This is a genomic window from Streptomyces yongxingensis (genome assembly GCF_055597465.1).
Window position 1 is genome coordinate 8,362,436 of sequence record NZ_CM145717.1, and the last position, 16,738, is coordinate 8,379,173.

The following is a 16,738-nucleotide window of genomic DNA, read 5'->3' on the forward strand; positions in this document are numbered from 1 at the left end:
GCCGTAGGCGCCGGCCGTCGGGGCCACACCGCCCCGGGTGGTCACAGAGTCCCGTTCGCCCACTGGCGTGCCTCCTCCAACCGGTCGAGCAGCACGTCCTCCTGCCGCTCGAACTCCCGTTCGTCGATCACGCCTTGGTCGAGCTGGGTCTCCAGCTCGGCCAGGGCGCGCTGGATGTTGGCCGGGTCGTAGTACTCCCGCTCCGCCGCGGCGACGACCTGCCTCAGCACCCAGCCGATCATCAGCATCAGGACTCGACGAAGCTGTACGGCGGCAGCGGACCGTTGATCCGCAGCTTCAGCCAGGGATGGGCCCGCTCCAGATCGGCGGCCGCCGACAACAGCGGATCGGCGGCGTCCTTGCCGAGCAGCAGCGACAGGCTCACGAACCAGCCGCCGCTCTCCGGGCCGGGCCGCACCTCCTCGGCGGTCGGCGCCAGCGCCTCCTCCACGAGCTTGGCGTCCCGCACCTCACGGGCCCGTACCGCGCCCGCCATCAGCTCGCCGAAGCGCACCCGATCCTCATAGGTGCCGCCGCCCGCCGCCCGGTTGGCCTCCGCCATCATCCGCAGCTCCGGCTCCTCGGCGAGCACCTGGTGGAGCACCGCGTCCTCGTCGTGCACGGCCTTGACGTTGTACTCCACCCGGTCGGTCAGCCGGTTCAGCTGGTCCTGGTAGCGGTCGGCGTGCTCGGCCAGCACGCTGCGGACGTCGTCGTCGCTGGAGGAGACGCTGCCGAAGCGCATCGGCAGCACCGCGCGGGAGCCGCTCACCTCGGCCAGCACATGCTGGTGGGCCAGCAGATCGCGGCGCCGGGGCTTGAGCTCCGGCGGGCAGTCGCTGACGATCGCGGCCAGCTCGCCCTCGTTCAGCGCCCGGACCGGCAGCGGGGGGTCGCCGATGCCCAGCAGTCGATCGCCCAGGTCCGGGACCTCGCCCCGGGCGATGCCGTAGACATACGTGGTCATGAGGACTCCTCGGACTTCCGTGGCGTCGCCTTACGGGCCGGACGGCGCCGGCGCGGCTCCTCCTCCGCTTCCTCCTCCGACGGCCGGATCGCGTCGGCCACGGTCTGGGCGGCCTTGGAGACGGTGTCGCCGGCGCCGGAGAGGGCGCCCTTGGTCTTCCCCCGCGCACCGTTCTCGGTGATGCCCTCGACGACCTCGGGCAGTCCGGGGGACTTGTTCGGGCCCGACTCCAGGTCGAGGCGGTTGCACGCCTCGGCGAACCGCAGATAGGTGTCGACGCTCGCGACCACGATCCGAACGTCGATCTTGAGTATTTCGATGCCGACCAGGGAGACTCGGATGAACGCGTCGATCACCAGCCCTCGGTCGAGTATGAGTTCCAGGACGTCGTACAGGCCGCTTGTGCCGCCCCCGCCCCTGGATTGCTGTGCCGGGACAACAGTGGTCATGTCGGGTGTGTTCCTCTCGTATCCGGTGGCGTCCAGTCCCCCGCCGACGTCAGCGGCGGTCGCTCCGGCCGCGCTCATAGCGGCGCAGGCGTCGGTAGCCGGTCAGCAGGCCGTCCGGGTCGAGGGTCACCTCGTAGAGGGCCATCAGGCTCATCGTCTCCGGCACCCGGGCCAGCTCCGTCACCTCGGCCTCCAGCAGCCACCCGTCGTCGGTCCGCTCCAGACGGGGGAGGGACTCGGGGTGCAGGCCCGTCAGCTCGACGAGCTGCTCACGGGCGGCACGCAGGAGCGCCAGCGGGCTCGGATCGCCGGCCGCCGTCTTCTCGGGGGTCTCATCGGATCTGTCAGTCATGTTGGCTCCGGTGGCGGCGGGTACCGCGCCCGGGTGGGTGTAAACCTCGGGCTTCGGCCCCCGGCGATTTGTGGCGGAATTGTGCGCTCCGGAGGGGTCCGGGCCGTGCTTTTCCGGTCGCCGCGGGAATTGTTCGACAGATCTCGCCCGCGCGCCGCCGCCCATACCGGAGCCGGCCGTTTGGCGCGGGATATCGACGGAAACTCGCAATCGTCTTCGAGGCGTCAACACAAGCCCCGGAAGAGTGATGAAGTCGCTCACAAACCCGGGCGTGTTTTCTGTGACACAAGTGTGACGAATGGCGGCCGTGAGAGGGATGGGGCGGTGGTAGTCCTGTGGCGGTTCATGACAACTCTGGGTTTGCCACCTGTAGGGAGCCACCTACCGTGGCTCTCATGGGACCTGTACCGAACCTTCCGGCCGAACCCGACGACGACCTCGACAGCTATGTGGGCCTCGATGCCGGCACCGCCGAGGAAAGGGCGCGCGCACGCGGCTGGAGCACCGTACGGACGCTTCCGCCGGGTGCGATCATCACCATGGAGTATCTGCGGGGGCGGATCGACTTCGAGGTGGACGACGGCACCGTGAAGCGCTGTTGGCGCGGCTGACGGGATGCGGCTGACCGGCCGACCGGCTCGAGTCCGCGCCGCCGCGTGCCGACGCGCCGACGGGCCGGTGCGCCCGGCGCGGAGACGGCCACGGCCCCGGAACGCTCTCGCCGGAGCGTTCCGGGGCCGTGGTGCGACCGGCCCGGCGCGGGGGAGGGGGTGCGTACCGCCCCCCGCGGCCCGGTGGGCGGCTCAGCCTCCGGTGGCCGTCCGGCCCCGGGAGGCGCCGGAGGGGCCGAAGGGTGCCGTGGCGCGCGGCACCCGGTCGGCGTGCGGCGGCCGACGGCTGCCGACCGGGGTGACCGGGGTGCGCTCGGAGCGCACCGTGTGCTGGCGGACCGGGTGGAGGGGCCGCCCGTCGGGGCTCCGGCCGGTGGCGGCGCCGGGCCGGACCACCGCCACGGTCTCGCGGGTGGGCAGCTCGTCGTCGCGGGCGGTGCGCGGGGTGGCCAGCGGGGTCCCGGCGACCGGCCGCCCGGACGGCACCGGCACGGGCGCCCGGCGCTCGCGCAACCGGCGCCACAGGGTCAGCAGCAGCACCTCGGCGCGGGCCATGGCGGGCTCCAGCCAGGGCAGTGCCAGCAGCACCAGCACCCCGGCGGCCCAGCCCAGCACCACATCGCTCAGCCAGTGGGTGCCGAGGTAGACGGTGGTCATGCCGACGCCGAAGGCGAAGCCCGCGGCGATCAGCGAGGCGACCCTGCGGGCCACGGGGGTGGTCGCCAGATAGGCCAGCACACCCCAGGTGACCACGGCGTTCGCGGTGTGACCCGAAGGAAATATATCGCCGGTGTGCCACATCTCATTGGATCCGACGGTGGTCGCGTAGTGCGGACCGAGCCGGCCGAAGCCGATCTTCACGGCGCCCACGGTGGCGTTCAGCAGCAGCAGGGAGGTGCCCAGCACCAGCAGCGGGCGCAGGGTGCGCTGCCGGTAGCAGCACCACCCCAGCCAGGCGGCGACCGCCACGGCGGTGGGCCCGCGCTGGCCCATGACCACGAAGTAGTCCAGGAAGGTGTGGAACTCGGGCCACTGCTTGTAGGGCCGGAAGAGCATGACCTGCCAGTCGAGCTTCACCAGCCATGACGTGGTGAGCACGCCGATCACGGTCGCCGCGTAGACCGCCAGCGTGGTCCCGAGCAGCCAGAAGCGTGTTCGGGTCATGCGCGGTCGCGCGAGATCGGGCCTTCGCTCCTCGGTCGCGGGGAGCCTGTCTTCGGTACGCACCTAATCGACGTTACATTGCGTGACAGGCGGGTTCAGTCGATCAGGTCGCTTTGTGATGACGATGTGATGTGGAGTGCGTCTCGTCCACGCCTTTTGGCCGCGCCTTTCCAAGGAATGCGCGAGGCCCCGGGGCTTTTCTGCTCACGGCCTTCCAATGGGCGTGTCTCAGGGACTTTATGGAATTCTTACAGGGTGTGTTTATCGCCTATTAGCCAAAGCGTTCCCCGAAGTTTCCCCTGGCGTCGCCGGGTGGCCGGGAGTGATCGTCCGCGGGGCTCCACCGCGCCGGTCGGGGTGGCCGGATCACGGCGGTGGCCGGATCAGGGCGGTCCGGAGCCATGCAGCCAGAAGGCCCCGTACACCGCCGAGGCGAGCCCCGCCGACCCCAGGACCAGCGCGGTGCGCACCGGGCGCAGCCGGGCCAGGGCGACCGCGATCGGCAGCAGCAGCGGGAAGGCCGGTATCAGCAGCCGGGGCTTGGAGCCGAAGTACCCCTTCGCGGCCAGCGCCAGGACGAGCACCGCCCCGCCGTAGGCCAGCAGCGGCAGCGGCTGGCGCTGCCGCACACAGCGCACCGCGAGCCAGATCAGCGCTCCGACGCCGAGCAGCAGCCCGAGCCCGCCCACGAAGGGCGGCTCGATCAGCAGCCCCCCGATGAAGCCCGCGAAGGCCAGACCGCCGTCGAAGCCGTTTCCCCAGCCGTTCTGCACGTCGAAGTAGCCGGTGACGCTTCCGGTGCGGAGGGCGACCCACACCACATAGCCCAGCCAGCCCAGCGGCGCCAGCACGACCCCCGCGAGCAGCCCCCTCGATGTGCGCCACGCCTGGCGCCGGCGCCCGCCCGGCAGCAGCTCCGCCGCGGCCGCCACCCAGACCGCCGCGACGACCGCCGCCCCCACCGGCCGGGTGAGACCCGCCAGTGCCGCGCACAGCCCCGCCCACAGCCACCGCCGGGTGAGCGCCGCGTAGACCCCCCAGGCGGCCAGCGCCGTGAAGAGGGACTCCGAATACGCCATCGACTGCACGATCCCGACCGGCAGCACACCCCACAGCACGGCCAGCGTGACGCCCACCCGCCGTCCGTACAGCAGGTCCCCGATCGCGAAGATCCCCCAGGCGGCGAACAGGGACGTGACCGAGCTCACCAGCAGACCGGCGTCGGCCGCGTCCAGCGGGGCTATGGCCGATATCGCTCGCTCCAGCGCCGGGAGCAGGGGGAAGAACGCCAGGTTGGAGTGGACCGCGCCGTCGGGCAGATGGAGCGTGTAGCCGTACCCCTCCTCGGCGATGCGGGTGTACCACAGCGAGTCCCAGCGCGCGGAGAGCAACTGGTGCGGGCTCTTGTCCGCGAAGGCTCCCCAGATCGCGAGAACCACCAGCCCGAGCAGGCGCGTCCCCGCATATGCGAGCAGTGCTGGAGCGGCCCGGCGCAGCGCGCGACCAGCGGCGCGGCCCGGTCGGCCGTCGTCGCTGAGCGGCGCGGTGCCGGCCTGGGCGAGATCAGTCACGGCGACGATTATCAAGGATGATCCGGGCCGCCCGCGGGGCCTGTGGACAACCCTGCGCGGAGGGCCGCGGGGGCTGTGGACAACTACGTCGGGGGGCCGCGCAACAACGGAGGACGAACCGAAGACGAACCGAAGACGACCACCGGTGGGACGCGGGTGGGCCGCCGGGAAGACACAGGAGGGACGGCAGAGGGGCAGGGGGACAAAAGGGGAAGTCTGGAACGTACGCCTCCGTAATCATCCGCGGTCCGGTCCCAACATGACCTGCGGCACACGGCTCGCGCGGGGACTCGCGTACCCTGACCTCTCACTCGCGCCTTCGCCACCGGGGCCACCCGGACGTCCCTACGACGTGACGTACCGCCCTCACGACGGCGGACCGCGAGCGCAAGACCCAGGGAGGTGCGTACATGTCCGGGACGACCACGGCCGGCAATCGGCGGACGGCGGGCGTTCCCCGGCAATGGCGCGGCACCGAGGCGAGCGGCGGGGCCAACCGCTGGGTCGTGCTCCTCGTGCTCTGCGTCAGCCTGCTGCTCGTCGCCGTGGACGCGACCGTGCTCCATGTCGCGGTCCCGGCCGTGACCGAGGATCTGCGCCCCGGCGCGATCGAACTGCTGTGGATCGTGGACGTCTACCCACTGGTCTGCGCCTCGCTGCTGATCCTCTTCGGCACCCTCGGCGACCGCGTCGGCAGACGACGCGTGCTGCTGCTCGGCTACGCGCTCTTCGGCGCCGCCTCCGCGATCGCCGCCTTCGCCCCCAACCCCCAGATCCTCATCGTGGCCCGCGCCCTGCTGGGCGTCGGCGGCGCGATGATCATGCCGGCCACCCTGTCGATACTGCGCCAGGTCTTCCCGGACCGCCGGGAGCGGGCGCTGGCGATAGGCATCTGGAGCGCGGTCGCCGCCGTCGGCGCGGCCGTCGGCCCGCTGCTCGGCGGCTTCCTGGTGGAGAACTTCTGGTGGGGCTCGGTCTTCCTGGTCAACCTGCCCCTGATGATCGTGGCGCTGCCCGTCGGCCGCTGGCTGCTGCCGGAGTCCACCGGCGACAAGAACGGCCCCTGGGACGTGCTGGGCGCGGTCATGGCCGCGTGCGGGCTGTTCTGCGTCGTCCTCGGCGTCAAGCGGGTGGGCAGCGGCGCGGGGCCGCTGGACGCCGTGACCGCCGCCCCGGTGCTGGTCGGGGCGGTGCTGCTGGTGCTCTTCGTCCGCCGCCAGCGCCGCCGTACGCATCCGCTGGTGGACCTCAAGCTGTTCGCCCGGCCCGCCTTCTCGATCTCCGTCGGCTGTATCGTGCTCGCCCTGCTGGCGCTCGTCGGCCTGGAGCTCATAGCCGCCCAGTACCTCCAGCTCGTGCTCGGGCTCTCCCCGCTCGAGACGGGTCTGCGGCTGCTGCCGCTCACCTTCGCCGCCATGGCCGCCGGGCTCGTGGGGTCCCGGATGCTCCAGTGGCTCGGCCCGCGGGTCATGGTCGCGGTCGGCTTCGCGCTCACCGCCCTCGCCGTGCTCTCGCTCACCGCCATGGGCCAGTCCGACCGGCCCGCGGTGCTCGTCGGCGGCTTCATCGTCCTGGGCTTCGGCCTGGAGACCACGCTCTTCAGCGCGTACGAGTCCATGCTCAACGAGGCGTCGGCCGGTTCCGCGGGCGGCGCGGCCGCCATCGGCGAGACCTCCTACCAGCTCGGCGCCGGTATCGGCATCGCCCTCCTCGGCAGCGTCATGAACGCCGCCTACAAGCCCGGCGTCTCCTCGGTGCCCGGCGTCCCCGCCTCCGCCAGCTCCGACGCGAGCCAGTCGCTGGGCGCCGCGTACAAGGTCTCCGACCGGCTCGGCGGCCACGCCGGGGAGGCCCTGCGCTCGGCCTCCCGCGCCGCCTTCGTCCACGGTCTGCACGTTACGCTCGCGGTCAGCGCCGGGCTGCTGCTGCTCGGCGCGCTGGCCGCGCTGCGGCTGCCCAAGACCATGGAGTGCGCCGCCGACGACGAGGAGTCCAGCCAGGGCCCGGCGGACCAGCAGGGCCCGGCGGACCAGCAGGGCCCGGCGGACCAGCAGGACCCGGCGGACCAGCAGGACCCGGACGGCACGGCCGCCCCGGCCCGCCTCGACCGCGCCACCGTCGCCGCCGAGTCCTGACCGACCCGGGCCGGTCCGGGCTGGTCCGGTCCGGGCTGGGCTGGGTCCTAAGGGGTGTCCGCCGGTTCTCGGTTCTTTCCCCTCCCCGCCCCTTCCCACAACTGGGGCTCCGCCCCAGACCCCCGATCCAGGGGCGAGGCCCTTCCCGTGGGGCGGGGGCCCTTCCGTGAGGCGGGGGCCCTGCCGTGTGAGGCCCGGCTTCGTACTGCCCGCGCGCCGCCCGGCCCCCGATGACCCGGCGTGAGCAGGTCTGGACGCCAGGGGTTACCCGGTCGTAGCGTCGGAGCGGCCGGGCTGATCACCCCGGCCGCCGGGCGGGAGGACACGCCCCGGCGGCCGGTACGCGCCCGGCGTACCCGGAACCGCATCCACCGGAGGCCGCCACCCATGTCCGCTGGCACCCTGCCGTCGTTCGATCCGCGCGACCCGCTGGGGCTCGACGATCTCCTCGAGCCCGAGGACCTCGCGGTCCGCGACACCATGCGGCAGTGGGCCGCCGACCGCGTGCTGCCGCACATCGCCGACTGGTACGAGCGCGGCGAGGTGCCCGGCATCCGCGAACTGGCCCGGGAGCTCGGCTCCCTCGGCGCGCTCGGGATGTCCCTCACCGGCTACGGCTGCGCGGGCGCCGGCCCGATCCAGTACGGCCTGGCCTGTCTGGAGCTGGAGGCCGCCGACTCCGGGATCCGCTCCCTGATCTCGGTGCAGGGCTCCCTGTCCATGTACGCCATCCACCGCTTCGGCTCCGAGGAGCAGAAGGAGCGGTGGCTGCCCCGGATGGCCGCGGGCGAGGTCATCGGCTGCTTCGGGCTGACCGAGCCCGACCACGGCTCCGACCCGGCCGGGATGCGCACCTACGCCAAGCGGGACGGCTCGGACTGGGTGCTCACCGGCCGCAAGATGTGGATCACCAATGGCTCGGTGGCCGGGGTCGCCGTGGTGTGGGCCCGCACCGACGAGGGCATCCGCGGCTTCGTCGTCCCCAGCGACGCGCCCGGCTTCTCGGCCCCCGACATCAAGCACAAGTGGTCGCTGCGCGCCTCGGTCACCAGCGAGCTGGTCCTGGACGAGGTGCGGCTGCCCGCCGACGCGGTGCTGCCCGAGGTCACCGGGCTGCGCGGGCCGCTGAGCTGTCTGAGCCACGCCCGCTACGGCATCATCTGGGGATCGATGGGCGCGGCCCGCTCCGCCTTCGAGTCGGCGCTGGACTACGCGCGCGAGCGCGAGCAGTTCGGCCGGCCGATCGGCGGCTTCCAGCTCACCCAGGCCAAGCTGGCCGATATGGCGCTGGAACTCCACAAGGGGGTGCTGCTCGCCCACCATCTGGGGCGGCGCTTGGAGGCGGGGCGGCTCCGCCCCGAGCAGGTCAGCTTCGGCAAGCTGAACAATGTGCGGGAGGCGATCGAGATCTGCCGTACGGCCCGGACGATTCTGGGCGCCAACGGGATCTCGCTGGAGTATCCGGTGATGCGGCACGCCACGAATCTGGAGTCCGTGCTCACCTATGAGGGCACCGTCGAAATGCACCAACTGGTGCTGGGCAAGGCGCTCACCGGAATCGACGCCTTCCGGTGAGCGGCCCCGGGGGCCAGGCCCGGACAGGGCCTAGCTCTGGTTGAAAAAGCCCGTGGCGTGGCCGGACTGACCGCTGACGATCTGGTAGTCGGCCGGGGTGAGGAGGAAGACGCGGTTGGCCACCCGGTCGATCGAGCCCCGCAGCCCGAAGATCAGCCCGGCCATGAAATCCACCACGCGCTTGGCATCGGCGGACTCCATCGTCGTGAGATTGACGATGACCGGTACGCCCTCCCGGAACAGCTCGCCGATGCCGCGGGCGTCCCGGAAACCGTCCGGGGTGACCGTGGCGATCCGGGTGCCCTGGTCCCGCGCGGTCTCGTCGGCCACCCGCGCTCGCGGGTCGGTCATCCAGGAGTCGCCGGGCTCGGACCCCTCGGCGTAGTCGTCGTCGTAGTAGCGCTCGTCATCGCTGTCGTCGACGAGGCCAAGCCAGGCACTTGCCTTGCGTACCGATCCCATGGACGCCTCCTCTCCCTGATGGTGTGTACTGTCCGCCCCTCTATGGTCGTCCATGATGCGGATGGTCTGCCACGTGGATTGCGGCCGCACAGGGGATTCGTGACGTTACTGGTGCACAACGGCTGGCGCCATATCAGAGTTCCACCTGCTTATGGGGGCTGACGGCGCGGTGGGTAGACTCCGCCGCTGCCGGACGGGTGACGTCGGGGACGTACGGGTGAACGGGGATCGTGGTGTTTGGCATTATCCGGCCTTGCCGGCATCGGCTGTCGGAAAACCTGCGCACCGAGTGGATGGCGCATTTGTGCGGGCTGTGCCTCGCGTTGCGGGGTGACCACGGGCAGTTCGCCCGCATCGCCACCAATTACGACGGCTTGGTGATATCGGTGCTGGTGGAGGCCCAGGCCGGACGGTCGGAGGGCTGGCGGCGGACCGCCGGGCCCTGTCCGCTGCGCGGGATGCGGACGGCGTCGGTCGCCCAGGGCGAGGGGGCGCGCCTCGCGGCCACCGTCTCGCTGGTCCTGGCCTCGGCGAAGGTACGCGACCATGTGGCCGACGGCGACGGGGCGTTGGCCCGGCGGCCGGTCGCCGCGGCCGCCCGCCGGGTGGCCGGGCGGTGGGACCGGGCGGGGGAGCGCAGTGGCGCCGCGCTCGGCTTCGACACCGCGCTGCTGCTCGACGCGGTCGGCCGACAGGAGGAGTTGGAGTCCCTCGCGGGCCCCGGCACCTCCCTGCTGACCGTCACCGAGCCCACCGAGACCGCGACCGCCGCGGCCTTCGGGCACACCGCCGTCCTGGCCGGGCGGCCCGGCAACCGGGCGCCGCTGGAGGAGGCGGGCCGGCTCTTCGGGCGGCTGGCGCATCTGCTGGACGCGGTGGAGGACCTGGACGAGGACGCCGAGACCGGGGCCTGGAACCCGATCGCGGCCACCGGGACCGACCTGGCCGAGGTCCGCAGGCTGTGCGACGACGCGGTGCACGGGGTGCGGCTGGCGCTCAAGGACACCGAATTCGCTGGCAAGGGCTCCGGGCGCCTCGCCCACGTACTGCTGGTCCATGAGCTGGGGCGCGCGGTCGACCGCGCCTTCGGCACCACCGGCTGTGCGCACACCGGCGGCCAGGGCGCGGGCGCCCCGGGCGCACCGGAGTCCGCCTACGGGCCGCCACAGTCGCCGTGGATCAACCCGGGCGGTCCCGGCGGCGCGCCCCCGGAGCCGCCGCACGGTCGCCGGCGGGGGCTGATCGCGGGCTGTCTGGTGTGGACCGGGCTCTGCTGCACCTGCCAGGTGTGCTGCCGCGACCCGTACCACGACCCGTGGACCGGGCAGCCGCGCGAGGGCCTGTGCCATAAGTGCGATGACTGCTGCGATTGTTGTGACTGCTGCGGCAACTGTGGTGACTGCTGTAGCTGCGACTGCTGTGATGGTTGTGACTGCGGCTGCGACTGCTAAGGGCTGCGGGGCGTCCGACGGATCGTGCCGCCTGCGGCGGGCCCCTCCCCTCCCCGCCCCTTCCCGAAACTGGGGCTCCGCCCCAGACCCCGGACCGGGGCTCCGCCCCAGATCCCGGGCCGTGGCTCTGTCCCAGGACTCCGGGCCGGGGCTCCGCCCCAGACCCCGGACCGGGGCTCCGCCCCAGACCCCGGACCGGGGCTCCGCCCCAGACCCCGGACCGGGGCTCTGCCCCAGGACTCCGGGCCGGGGCTCTGCCCCAGGACTCCGGGCCGTGGCTCTGCCTCAGATCCCGGGCCGGGGCATCCGCCTCAGGCTCCGAAACCGTGGCTCCGTCCCAGACTCCCGGCCGGAGCTTTTCCCGGACCCCGAAACCGGGGCATCCGCCCCGGCCGGGCCGGGACTCTGTCCCGGACTCCGAAACTGGGCATCCGCCCCGGACCCCGAAACCGGGGCTCCGGCCCAGACTCCGGGCCGGAGCTTCGCCCCAGGCCCCGAAACTGGGGCATCCGCCCCAGACGCCGGACCGGGGCTTCGCCCCTTCCCGCGGCATCGCCATGCGGCTTCGCCGCATGGCGGGGCCCGGGGTCCAGGGGCGGAGCCCCTGGTATCGGGAAGGGGCGGGGAGGGGAAAGACCCGCCGGACACCCGTAGCCGAAGGACGGGCAGAGGGGAGGGGTGGAGCACTGGCGTGTGTGGGAAGGCCGAAAGCGCGTGACGACGCGGATGTGCTGCGGCCACACCGGGGGAGGGAATCCGGCGGGCGCTGGCGAAGCCTCGGAGCGCTGGGGGAGGGAGTCCCCCTACGGCAGCGGAGGCGGGCGGTCAGCCCGAACAGGACGACGACCACACCCGACCGAAGTCGATGTGGTCGCGCGTGACCAGTCGCTGCCTTGAGTCCATGGGGCAAGTGGAGCAGCCTTCCGCTTCCCCGTCAACCGCGGTGAGACGCACCGCTCACAGTTCGGACAGTCTTGACAGCGCACCGTGGGAGCGTCTTAACCTCAGGGCCATGCCGGGCCGAGAGGTCGGCATGCCGGGCTGAGGGGCCCGGCCGTTGTCGAGCTGAGGGGCTCGGCGTGTGTGAAGGCCATGCGTGTGTTCACTTCAGAACTCACGGAGCCTCCGCATGTCCGCGAACCCGGACCATCCCGCGCATCCGGACCACCCCTTCCGATCACCCGCCACGGTCGCGTCACCGGCCACGGTGGTCTCACCCGCCACGGTCGCGTCACCCGCCACGGTCGCGTCACCCGCCACGATCGTCATCGTCGGCGCGGGCCCGCGTGCCACCGGTCTGATCGAGCGCATCGCCGCCAACGCTCCCGAGCTGTACGGCGACGGCGCCCCGTTCGAGCTGCACCTGGTCGACCCGCATCCGCCCGGCGGCGGCCGCATCTGGCGCCCCGACCAGTCCCCGCTGCTGTGGATGAACTCCATGGCCGAGGACGTCACCATGTTCACCGACGAGTCGGTGGAGCGCGAAGGGCCGATACGCCCCGGCCCCTCCCTCGCCGAATGGGCCCGCGAGATCCGCGGAGCGGAGCCGCCGCACGCCCTGCCGCCCGAACTCGCCGCCGAGGCCGCCGCCCTGACCGGGCGGAGCTTCGCCACCAGGCGCCTCCAGAGCGCTTATCTGCGCTGGGTGTACGAGCGGTCGGTGGCCGATCTGCCGCCCGGCACCACCGTCCATGAGCACCGGGACCGGGCCGTCCGCGTCACCGGGCCGCGCGACGGACGGCAGCAGGTGTGGCTGGAGGGGCGGACCGCGCCGCTCACCGCCGACGCCGTGGTCCTCGCCCTCGGCCACCTCGACGCCGAACCCGACGCCGAGCAGCGGGCCCTCACCGCGTTCGCCGCCGAGCACCAACTGGTCCACCTCCCACCGGAGTTCACCGCCGACAGCGACGTGAGCGCGCTGCGCCCCGGCGAGCCGGTGATCGTACGCGGCCTGGGCCTCGCCTTCGTCGATCTGATGGTGCTGCTCACCGAGGGGCGCGGCGGACGCTATGAGCGCGGCCCGGACGGCGAGTTGGCCTACCGGCCCTCCGGCCGCGAGCCCGTGCTGTACGCCGGTTCGCGGCGCGGCGTGCCGTACCACGCCAAGATCGGCTACTCGCTGAGCGGTGAGCGGCCCCCGGTGCCGCGCTTCTTCGGCCCCGCCGAGGTCGATGCGTTGCTCTCCCGCCCCGGGCGGCCGGACTTCCGGCGCGACGTCTGGCCGCTGATCGTCAAGGAGCTGGGGTTCGCCCACTACCACCGGCTGTTCACCGCCCATCCGGAGCGGGTGGCCGGGGAGTGGTCCGCGTTCGAGGAGAAGTACGCCGCCTGCCCGCCCGGCAGCCCCGACCTGGACGTCCTGGTCGCCGCGGCCGTCCCCGACCCGGCCGACCGGCTCGACCTCGACACTCTCGACCGCCCCCTGGCCGGGCTGCGGTTCGGCGACCCCGAGGCCCTGCAGCAGGCGCTGCGCGGCCATATCGAGGCCGACCTCGCCCGCCGCCACGACCCCGCGCACAGCCCCGACCTGGCCGTCTTCCTCGCCCTGCTCTCCGTCTACGGCCAGCTGATCCGGCTCGGCGACATCGGCGGCTGGTGGCACGGCTTCTTCAGCTTCCTCGCCTCCGGCCCGCCGGGGCCACGGCTGGAGCAACTGCTCGCGCTCTCCCGCGCCGGAGTGGTCCGCTTCCTCGGCGCCGAGACGACCGTCACCACCGATCCGGTGCGCGGAGTGTTCCGGGCGAGCTCCGCCAGCGTGCCCGGACACGCCGTCGAGGCCCGTGCGCTGGTCGAGGCCCGGCTCCCGGAGCCGACCGTGGACCGCTCCCGGGACACCCTGCTGCGCTCCTTGCACCGCGACGGCGCCGCCGCCACCCCGGCCGGACTGCTCGCCGTCAGCCCCGCCGACGCCCGGATCCTGGACCGGGCAGGCCGCCCGCATCCGCGCCGCTTCGCACTCGGCCCGCACACCGACGCCCGCGCCTCGGGCGCCTTCGCCCGGCCCCGTACCAACGCGCCCGCGTTCCGGCAGAACGACGCCACCGCGCGCGCCCTGCTGCTCTGTCTGCGCGAGCTTTCCTGTCGCGCCACGGCCACCGCCTGAGCTTCACCGCCTGAGCCTCACCGCTTGAGCCTTACCGCCTGAGCTTCGCCGCTTGAGCGTCACCGCTTGAGCTTCGCCGCTTGAGTCTCACCGCCTGAGCGCCCCCCCCGGAAACCATCCCCCGCACAGCCCTCAGCTCTCCCCCGAAGGACCCTCCATGTCCCTGACGTCCGATCCACCCGTCGGCAAGGCCGCCGCAAGCGGCGCCGAACGCGAGGACTACTCCGCCCTCAAGGTCGTCCCGGTACGCCACCCCTGGCGCTGGGCCGCCGTCGTCGTCACCGCAGTCCTGGTGGCCCAGTGCGCCCACGGCCTGATCACCAACCCCGGCTGGGAGTGGGGCGTCTTCGCCGACTTCTTCACCACCCGGACCATCCTCAAGGCGGTCTGGATCACCATCCAGCTCACCTTCTACGGCACCGCGCTCGGCTTCGCCCTCGGCATCGTCCTCGCCTTCATGCGGCTGTCCCAGAGCCCCTTCCTGAAGTCGGTCGCCTTCACCTACATCTGGGCGTTCCGCTCCATCCCGCTCATCGTCCAGCTGCTGTTCTGGTTCAACCTCACCTATCTCTACAAGCGGCTGGACTTCGGCATCCCGTTCGGCCCCGGCTTCTTCTCCTTCGACACCGCGGGTCTGGTCGGGGCGATGAGCGCGGCGGTGCTCGGACTCGCCCTCCACCAGGCGGCCTACGCGGCGGAGATCGTGCGCGGCGGCGTCCTCGCCGTGGACGGCGGACAGCTGGAGGCGGCGGCCGCGCTCGGCATCCCCCGGCTGCGGCAGCTGCGCCGGATCGTGCTCCCGCAGGCGATGCGGTCGATCCTGCCGAACGCCGCCAACGAGGTCATCTCGCTCTTCAAGGGCACCTCGATCGTCTCCGTCATGGCGATCGGCGAGCTCTTCTACCAGGTGCAGGTCATCTACGGGCGCAACGGCCGGGTCGTGCCGCTGCTGATGGTCGCGACCGTCTGGTACATCATCCTGACCACCGTGCTCTCGATCGCGCAGTACTACGTCGAGCGCCACTTCTCGCGGGGAGCCACCCGATGACCGCCATGGTCGACATCCGCTCCGTCCACAAGAGCTTCGGGTCGCTCCAGGTGCTGCGCGGCATCGACCTGGAGGTGCGCTCCGGGGAGGTGGCCGTCGTCCTCGGCCCCTCCGGCTCCGGCAAGTCCACCCTGCTGCGCGCCATCAACCACCTGGAGAAGGTGGACAGCGGCTGGATCAGCGTGGGCGGCTCGCTGGTCGGCTACCGCCGCCAGGGCGACCGCCTCTACGAGCTGCGCGAACGCGAGATCCTCAAGCAGCGCACCCGGATCGGCTTCGTCTTCCAGAACTTCAACCTCTTCCCGCATCTGACGGTGCTGGAGAACATCGTCGAGGCACCGGTCTCGGCGTTGCGCCGCCCCAGGAAGGAGGCGGTGCGCGCGGCCGAGACGCTGCTCGCCCGGGTCGGTCTGGCCGACAAGGCGGCCGCGTACCCCCGGCAGCTCTCCGGCGGACAGCAGCAGCGGGTGGCGATCGCCCGCGCCCTCGCCCTGGAGCCCGAGCTGCTGCTCTTCGACGAGCCGACCTCCGCCCTCGACCCCGAACTGGTCGGCGAGGTCCTCGACGTCATCAAGGACCTGGCCCATCAGGGCACCACGATGATCGTCGTCACCCATGAGATCGGCTTCGCGCGGGAGGTCGCCGACACCGTCGTCTTCATGGACGGCGGCCGGATCGTCGAGCGGGGTGCGCCCGCCGAGGTGCTCGACGCGCCGCGCCACGAGCGCACCAAGGCGTTCCTCTCCAAGGTCCTCTGAGGCCATCGATGTTCACGAGACCACCGATGTTCACCAGATCCCCCATCGCCACCAGATCACAGGTTTCCACCACACCACCGATGTCCACCTACGCAAGGAGCACCCCCGTGAAGACCCGCCGCACCCTCGTCACCGCCGTCGCCGCGCTCACCGCCTCCGCCCTGCTCGGCGGCTGCGGCGACGGCGATGTCCAGGAGTCGGTGGGCTCCAAGGGCTCGAAGAACGCCATCAACATCAGCCCGGACCAGCACCGCGTCAGAGGGAAGAAGGTCGACTCGATCGCGGCGAAGGTCCCGGCCGCGATCCGGGAGCGCGGCACCCTGCGCATCGGCGGCAGCGCCGACGCCTCCGCCCCGCTCGGCTTCTACGCGACCGACGACAAGACCCGGATCGGCTCCGAGATCGACATCGCCACGCTGGTGGCCGACACCCTCGGGCTCAAGATCGACTTCCAGCCGGTCTCCTGGGAGAACCTCTTCGTCGGCCTGGACAGCTCCAAGTTCGACGGCGTGTTCTCCAATGTGACGGTCACCGAGGAGCGCAAGGAGAAGTACGACTTCGCCACCTACCGGCTGGACGACCTCGCCTTCGAGGCCAAGAAGGGCACCTCCTGGCGGGTCAAGGGGCCGAAGGACGTGGCGGGCAAGACCGTCTCGGTCGCCTCCGGCACCAACCAGGAGAAGATCCTGGTCGACTGGAGCAAGCAGAACGAGAAGGCGGGCCGCAAGCCCGTGGACATCAAGTACTTCCAGAAGGACACCGACTACTACCTCGCCCTCCAGTCGGGCCGTATCGACGCCTACTTCGGCCCGAACCCCACTTCCGCCTACCACGTCGCCTCGGCCGGCCAGACCCAGATCATCGGCCGCTTCTCGGGCGGTGGCGACCAGGTGCAGGGCAAGATCGCGGCCACCACCAAGAAGGGCAGCGGGCTGGTCGACGCCTATGCCGCGGCCCTGGACCACGTGATCCGGGACGGTTCGTACGCCAAGGTCCTGAAGCGGTGGGGGCTCTCCAGCGAGGCGGTGAAGAAGTCCGAGATCAACCCGCCCGGACTGCCCAAGCCGTGACCCGCTGACCCCCGAAGAACGA

The 16,738-nt window shown here is 72.0% G+C and carries 15 protein-coding genes; 8 read left to right on the forward strand and 7 right to left on the reverse strand.

Annotated features, from left to right (window positions below; all coding sequences use genetic code 11):
* Nucleotides 1-41 precede the first annotated feature (41 nt).
* Genes ACZ6TD_RS35925 through gvpO form a run of 4 tightly spaced genes read right to left on the reverse strand, consistent with a single transcriptional unit; the run spans nt 42 to nt 1,768 of the window.
* The gene (locus ACZ6TD_RS35925) at nt 42-230 is read right to left on the reverse strand and encodes a gas vesicle protein GvpG (protein WP_471344792.1); all 189 of its coding nucleotides are present in this window, start codon (nt 228-230) and stop codon (nt 42-44) included.
* Between the two features lie 17 nt (nt 231-247).
* Complete coding sequence (locus ACZ6TD_RS35930) at nt 248-967, reverse strand: GvpL/GvpF family gas vesicle protein (protein WP_470006305.1); 720 nt, start codon at nt 965-967, stop codon at nt 248-250.
* Nucleotides 964-1,416 (reverse strand): gas vesicle structural protein GvpA, encoded by a 453-nt coding sequence (locus ACZ6TD_RS35935; RefSeq protein WP_471344793.1) that lies wholly within the window; start codon nt 1,414-1,416, stop codon nt 964-966. Before ACZ6TD_RS35935 ends, ACZ6TD_RS35930 begins: the two co-directional genes overlap by 4 nt.
* A gap of 49 nt (nt 1,417-1,465) precedes the next feature.
* Nucleotides 1,466-1,768 (reverse strand): gas vesicle protein GvpO, encoded by a 303-nt coding sequence (gvpO, locus tag ACZ6TD_RS35940; RefSeq protein WP_020872397.1) that lies wholly within the window; start codon nt 1,766-1,768, stop codon nt 1,466-1,468.
* A 395-nt stretch (nt 1,769-2,163) separates the two neighbouring features.
* Here gvpO and ACZ6TD_RS35945 point away from each other — a divergent pair, with 395 nt between their 5' ends.
* The gene (locus ACZ6TD_RS35945) at nt 2,164-2,379 is read left to right on the forward strand and encodes an I78 family peptidase inhibitor (protein ID WP_262705124.1); all 216 of its coding nucleotides are present in this window, start codon (nt 2,164-2,166) and stop codon (nt 2,377-2,379) included.
* A gap of 192 nt (nt 2,380-2,571) precedes the next feature.
* Here ACZ6TD_RS35945 and ACZ6TD_RS35950 read toward each other — a convergent pair whose 3' ends face one another.
* Both ACZ6TD_RS35950 and ACZ6TD_RS35955 read right to left on the reverse strand, forming a co-directional pair.
* Complete coding sequence (locus ACZ6TD_RS35950) at nt 2,572-3,606, reverse strand: phosphatase PAP2 family protein (protein ID WP_471344795.1); 1,035 nt, start codon at nt 3,604-3,606, stop codon at nt 2,572-2,574.
* A 320-nt stretch (nt 3,607-3,926) separates the two neighbouring features.
* Nucleotides 3,927-5,114, reverse strand: a complete 1,188-nt coding sequence (locus tag ACZ6TD_RS35955; protein ID WP_471344797.1) for a hypothetical protein — start codon at nt 5,112-5,114, stop codon at nt 3,927-3,929.
* Between the two features lie 410 nt (nt 5,115-5,524).
* Here ACZ6TD_RS35955 and ACZ6TD_RS35960 point away from each other — a divergent pair, with 410 nt between their 5' ends.
* Together ACZ6TD_RS35960 and ACZ6TD_RS35965 are read left to right on the forward strand one after the other, a co-directional pair.
* Complete coding sequence (locus ACZ6TD_RS35960) at nt 5,525-7,249, forward strand: MFS transporter (RefSeq protein ID WP_471344798.1); 1,725 nt, start codon at nt 5,525-5,527, stop codon at nt 7,247-7,249.
* Between the two features lie 387 nt (nt 7,250-7,636).
* Nucleotides 7,637-8,824 (forward strand): acyl-CoA dehydrogenase family protein, encoded by a 1,188-nt coding sequence (locus tag ACZ6TD_RS35965; protein WP_471344799.1) that lies wholly within the window; start codon nt 7,637-7,639, stop codon nt 8,822-8,824.
* 30 nt (nt 8,825-8,854) lie between these two features.
* Here ACZ6TD_RS35965 and ACZ6TD_RS35970 read toward each other — a convergent pair whose 3' ends face one another.
* Complete coding sequence (locus ACZ6TD_RS35970) at nt 8,855-9,286, reverse strand: cell division protein SepF (RefSeq protein ID WP_470006318.1); 432 nt, start codon at nt 9,284-9,286, stop codon at nt 8,855-8,857.
* Between the two features lie 233 nt (nt 9,287-9,519).
* Here ACZ6TD_RS35970 and ACZ6TD_RS35975 point away from each other — a divergent pair, with 233 nt between their 5' ends.
* From ACZ6TD_RS35975 to ACZ6TD_RS35995, 5 genes are all read left to right on the forward strand, one after another.
* A complete protein-coding gene (locus ACZ6TD_RS35975) occupies nt 9,520-10,737 on the forward strand; it encodes a DUF5685 family protein (protein ID WP_471358352.1) in 1,218 nt (405 codons plus the stop codon).
* Between the two features lie 1,129 nt (nt 10,738-11,866).
* Entirely contained in the window at nt 11,867-13,840 is a 1,974-nt protein-coding gene (locus ACZ6TD_RS35980; protein WP_471344800.1) for an FAD/NAD(P)-binding protein, read from the forward strand.
* A 157-nt stretch (nt 13,841-13,997) separates the two neighbouring features.
* Nucleotides 13,998-14,888, forward strand: a complete 891-nt coding sequence (locus ACZ6TD_RS35985; protein ID WP_471344802.1) for an amino acid ABC transporter permease — start codon at nt 13,998-14,000, stop codon at nt 14,886-14,888.
* A 5-nt stretch (nt 14,889-14,893) separates the two neighbouring features.
* Nucleotides 14,894-15,646, forward strand: a complete 753-nt coding sequence (locus tag ACZ6TD_RS35990) for an amino acid ABC transporter ATP-binding protein (RefSeq protein ID WP_471358355.1) — start codon at nt 14,894-14,896, stop codon at nt 15,644-15,646.
* 80 nt (nt 15,647-15,726) lie between these two features.
* On the forward strand, nt 15,727-16,716 hold the full coding sequence (locus tag ACZ6TD_RS35995; protein WP_471344804.1) for an ABC transporter substrate-binding protein: 990 nt from the start codon (nt 15,727-15,729) through the stop codon (nt 16,714-16,716).
* The last annotated feature ends 22 nt before the right edge of the window (nt 16,717-16,738 follow it).

Excerpts from the sequence above, each read along its gene's own strand:
- ACZ6TD_RS35930 (WP_470006305.1), bottom strand. The coding sequence starts at position 967 with ATGACCACGTATGTCTACGGCATCGCCCGGGGCGAGGTCCCGGACCTG.
- ACZ6TD_RS35935 (WP_471344793.1), bottom strand. The coding sequence starts at position 1,416 with ATGACCACTGTTGTCCCGGCACAGCAATCCAGGGGCGGGGGCGGCACA.
- gvpO (WP_020872397.1), bottom strand. The coding sequence starts at position 1,768 with ATGACTGACAGATCCGATGAGACCCCCGAGAAGACGGCGGCCGGCGAT.
- ACZ6TD_RS35945 (WP_262705124.1), top strand. The coding sequence starts at position 2,164 with ATGGGACCTGTACCGAACCTTCCGGCCGAACCCGACGACGACCTCGAC.
- ACZ6TD_RS35960 (WP_471344798.1), top strand. The coding sequence starts at position 5,525 with ATGTCCGGGACGACCACGGCCGGCAATCGGCGGACGGCGGGCGTTCCC.
- ACZ6TD_RS35965 (WP_471344799.1), top strand. The coding sequence starts at position 7,637 with ATGTCCGCTGGCACCCTGCCGTCGTTCGATCCGCGCGACCCGCTGGGG.
- ACZ6TD_RS35970 (WP_470006318.1), bottom strand. The coding sequence starts at position 9,286 with ATGGGATCGGTACGCAAGGCAAGTGCCTGGCTTGGCCTCGTCGACGAC.
- ACZ6TD_RS35980 (WP_471344800.1), top strand. The coding sequence starts at position 11,867 with ATGTCCGCGAACCCGGACCATCCCGCGCATCCGGACCACCCCTTCCGA.
- ACZ6TD_RS35985 (WP_471344802.1), top strand. The coding sequence starts at position 13,998 with ATGTCCCTGACGTCCGATCCACCCGTCGGCAAGGCCGCCGCAAGCGGC.
- ACZ6TD_RS35990 (WP_471358355.1), top strand. The coding sequence starts at position 14,894 with ATGGTCGACATCCGCTCCGTCCACAAGAGCTTCGGGTCGCTCCAGGTG.
- ACZ6TD_RS35995 (WP_471344804.1), top strand. The coding sequence starts at position 15,727 with ATGTCCACCTACGCAAGGAGCACCCCCGTGAAGACCCGCCGCACCCTC.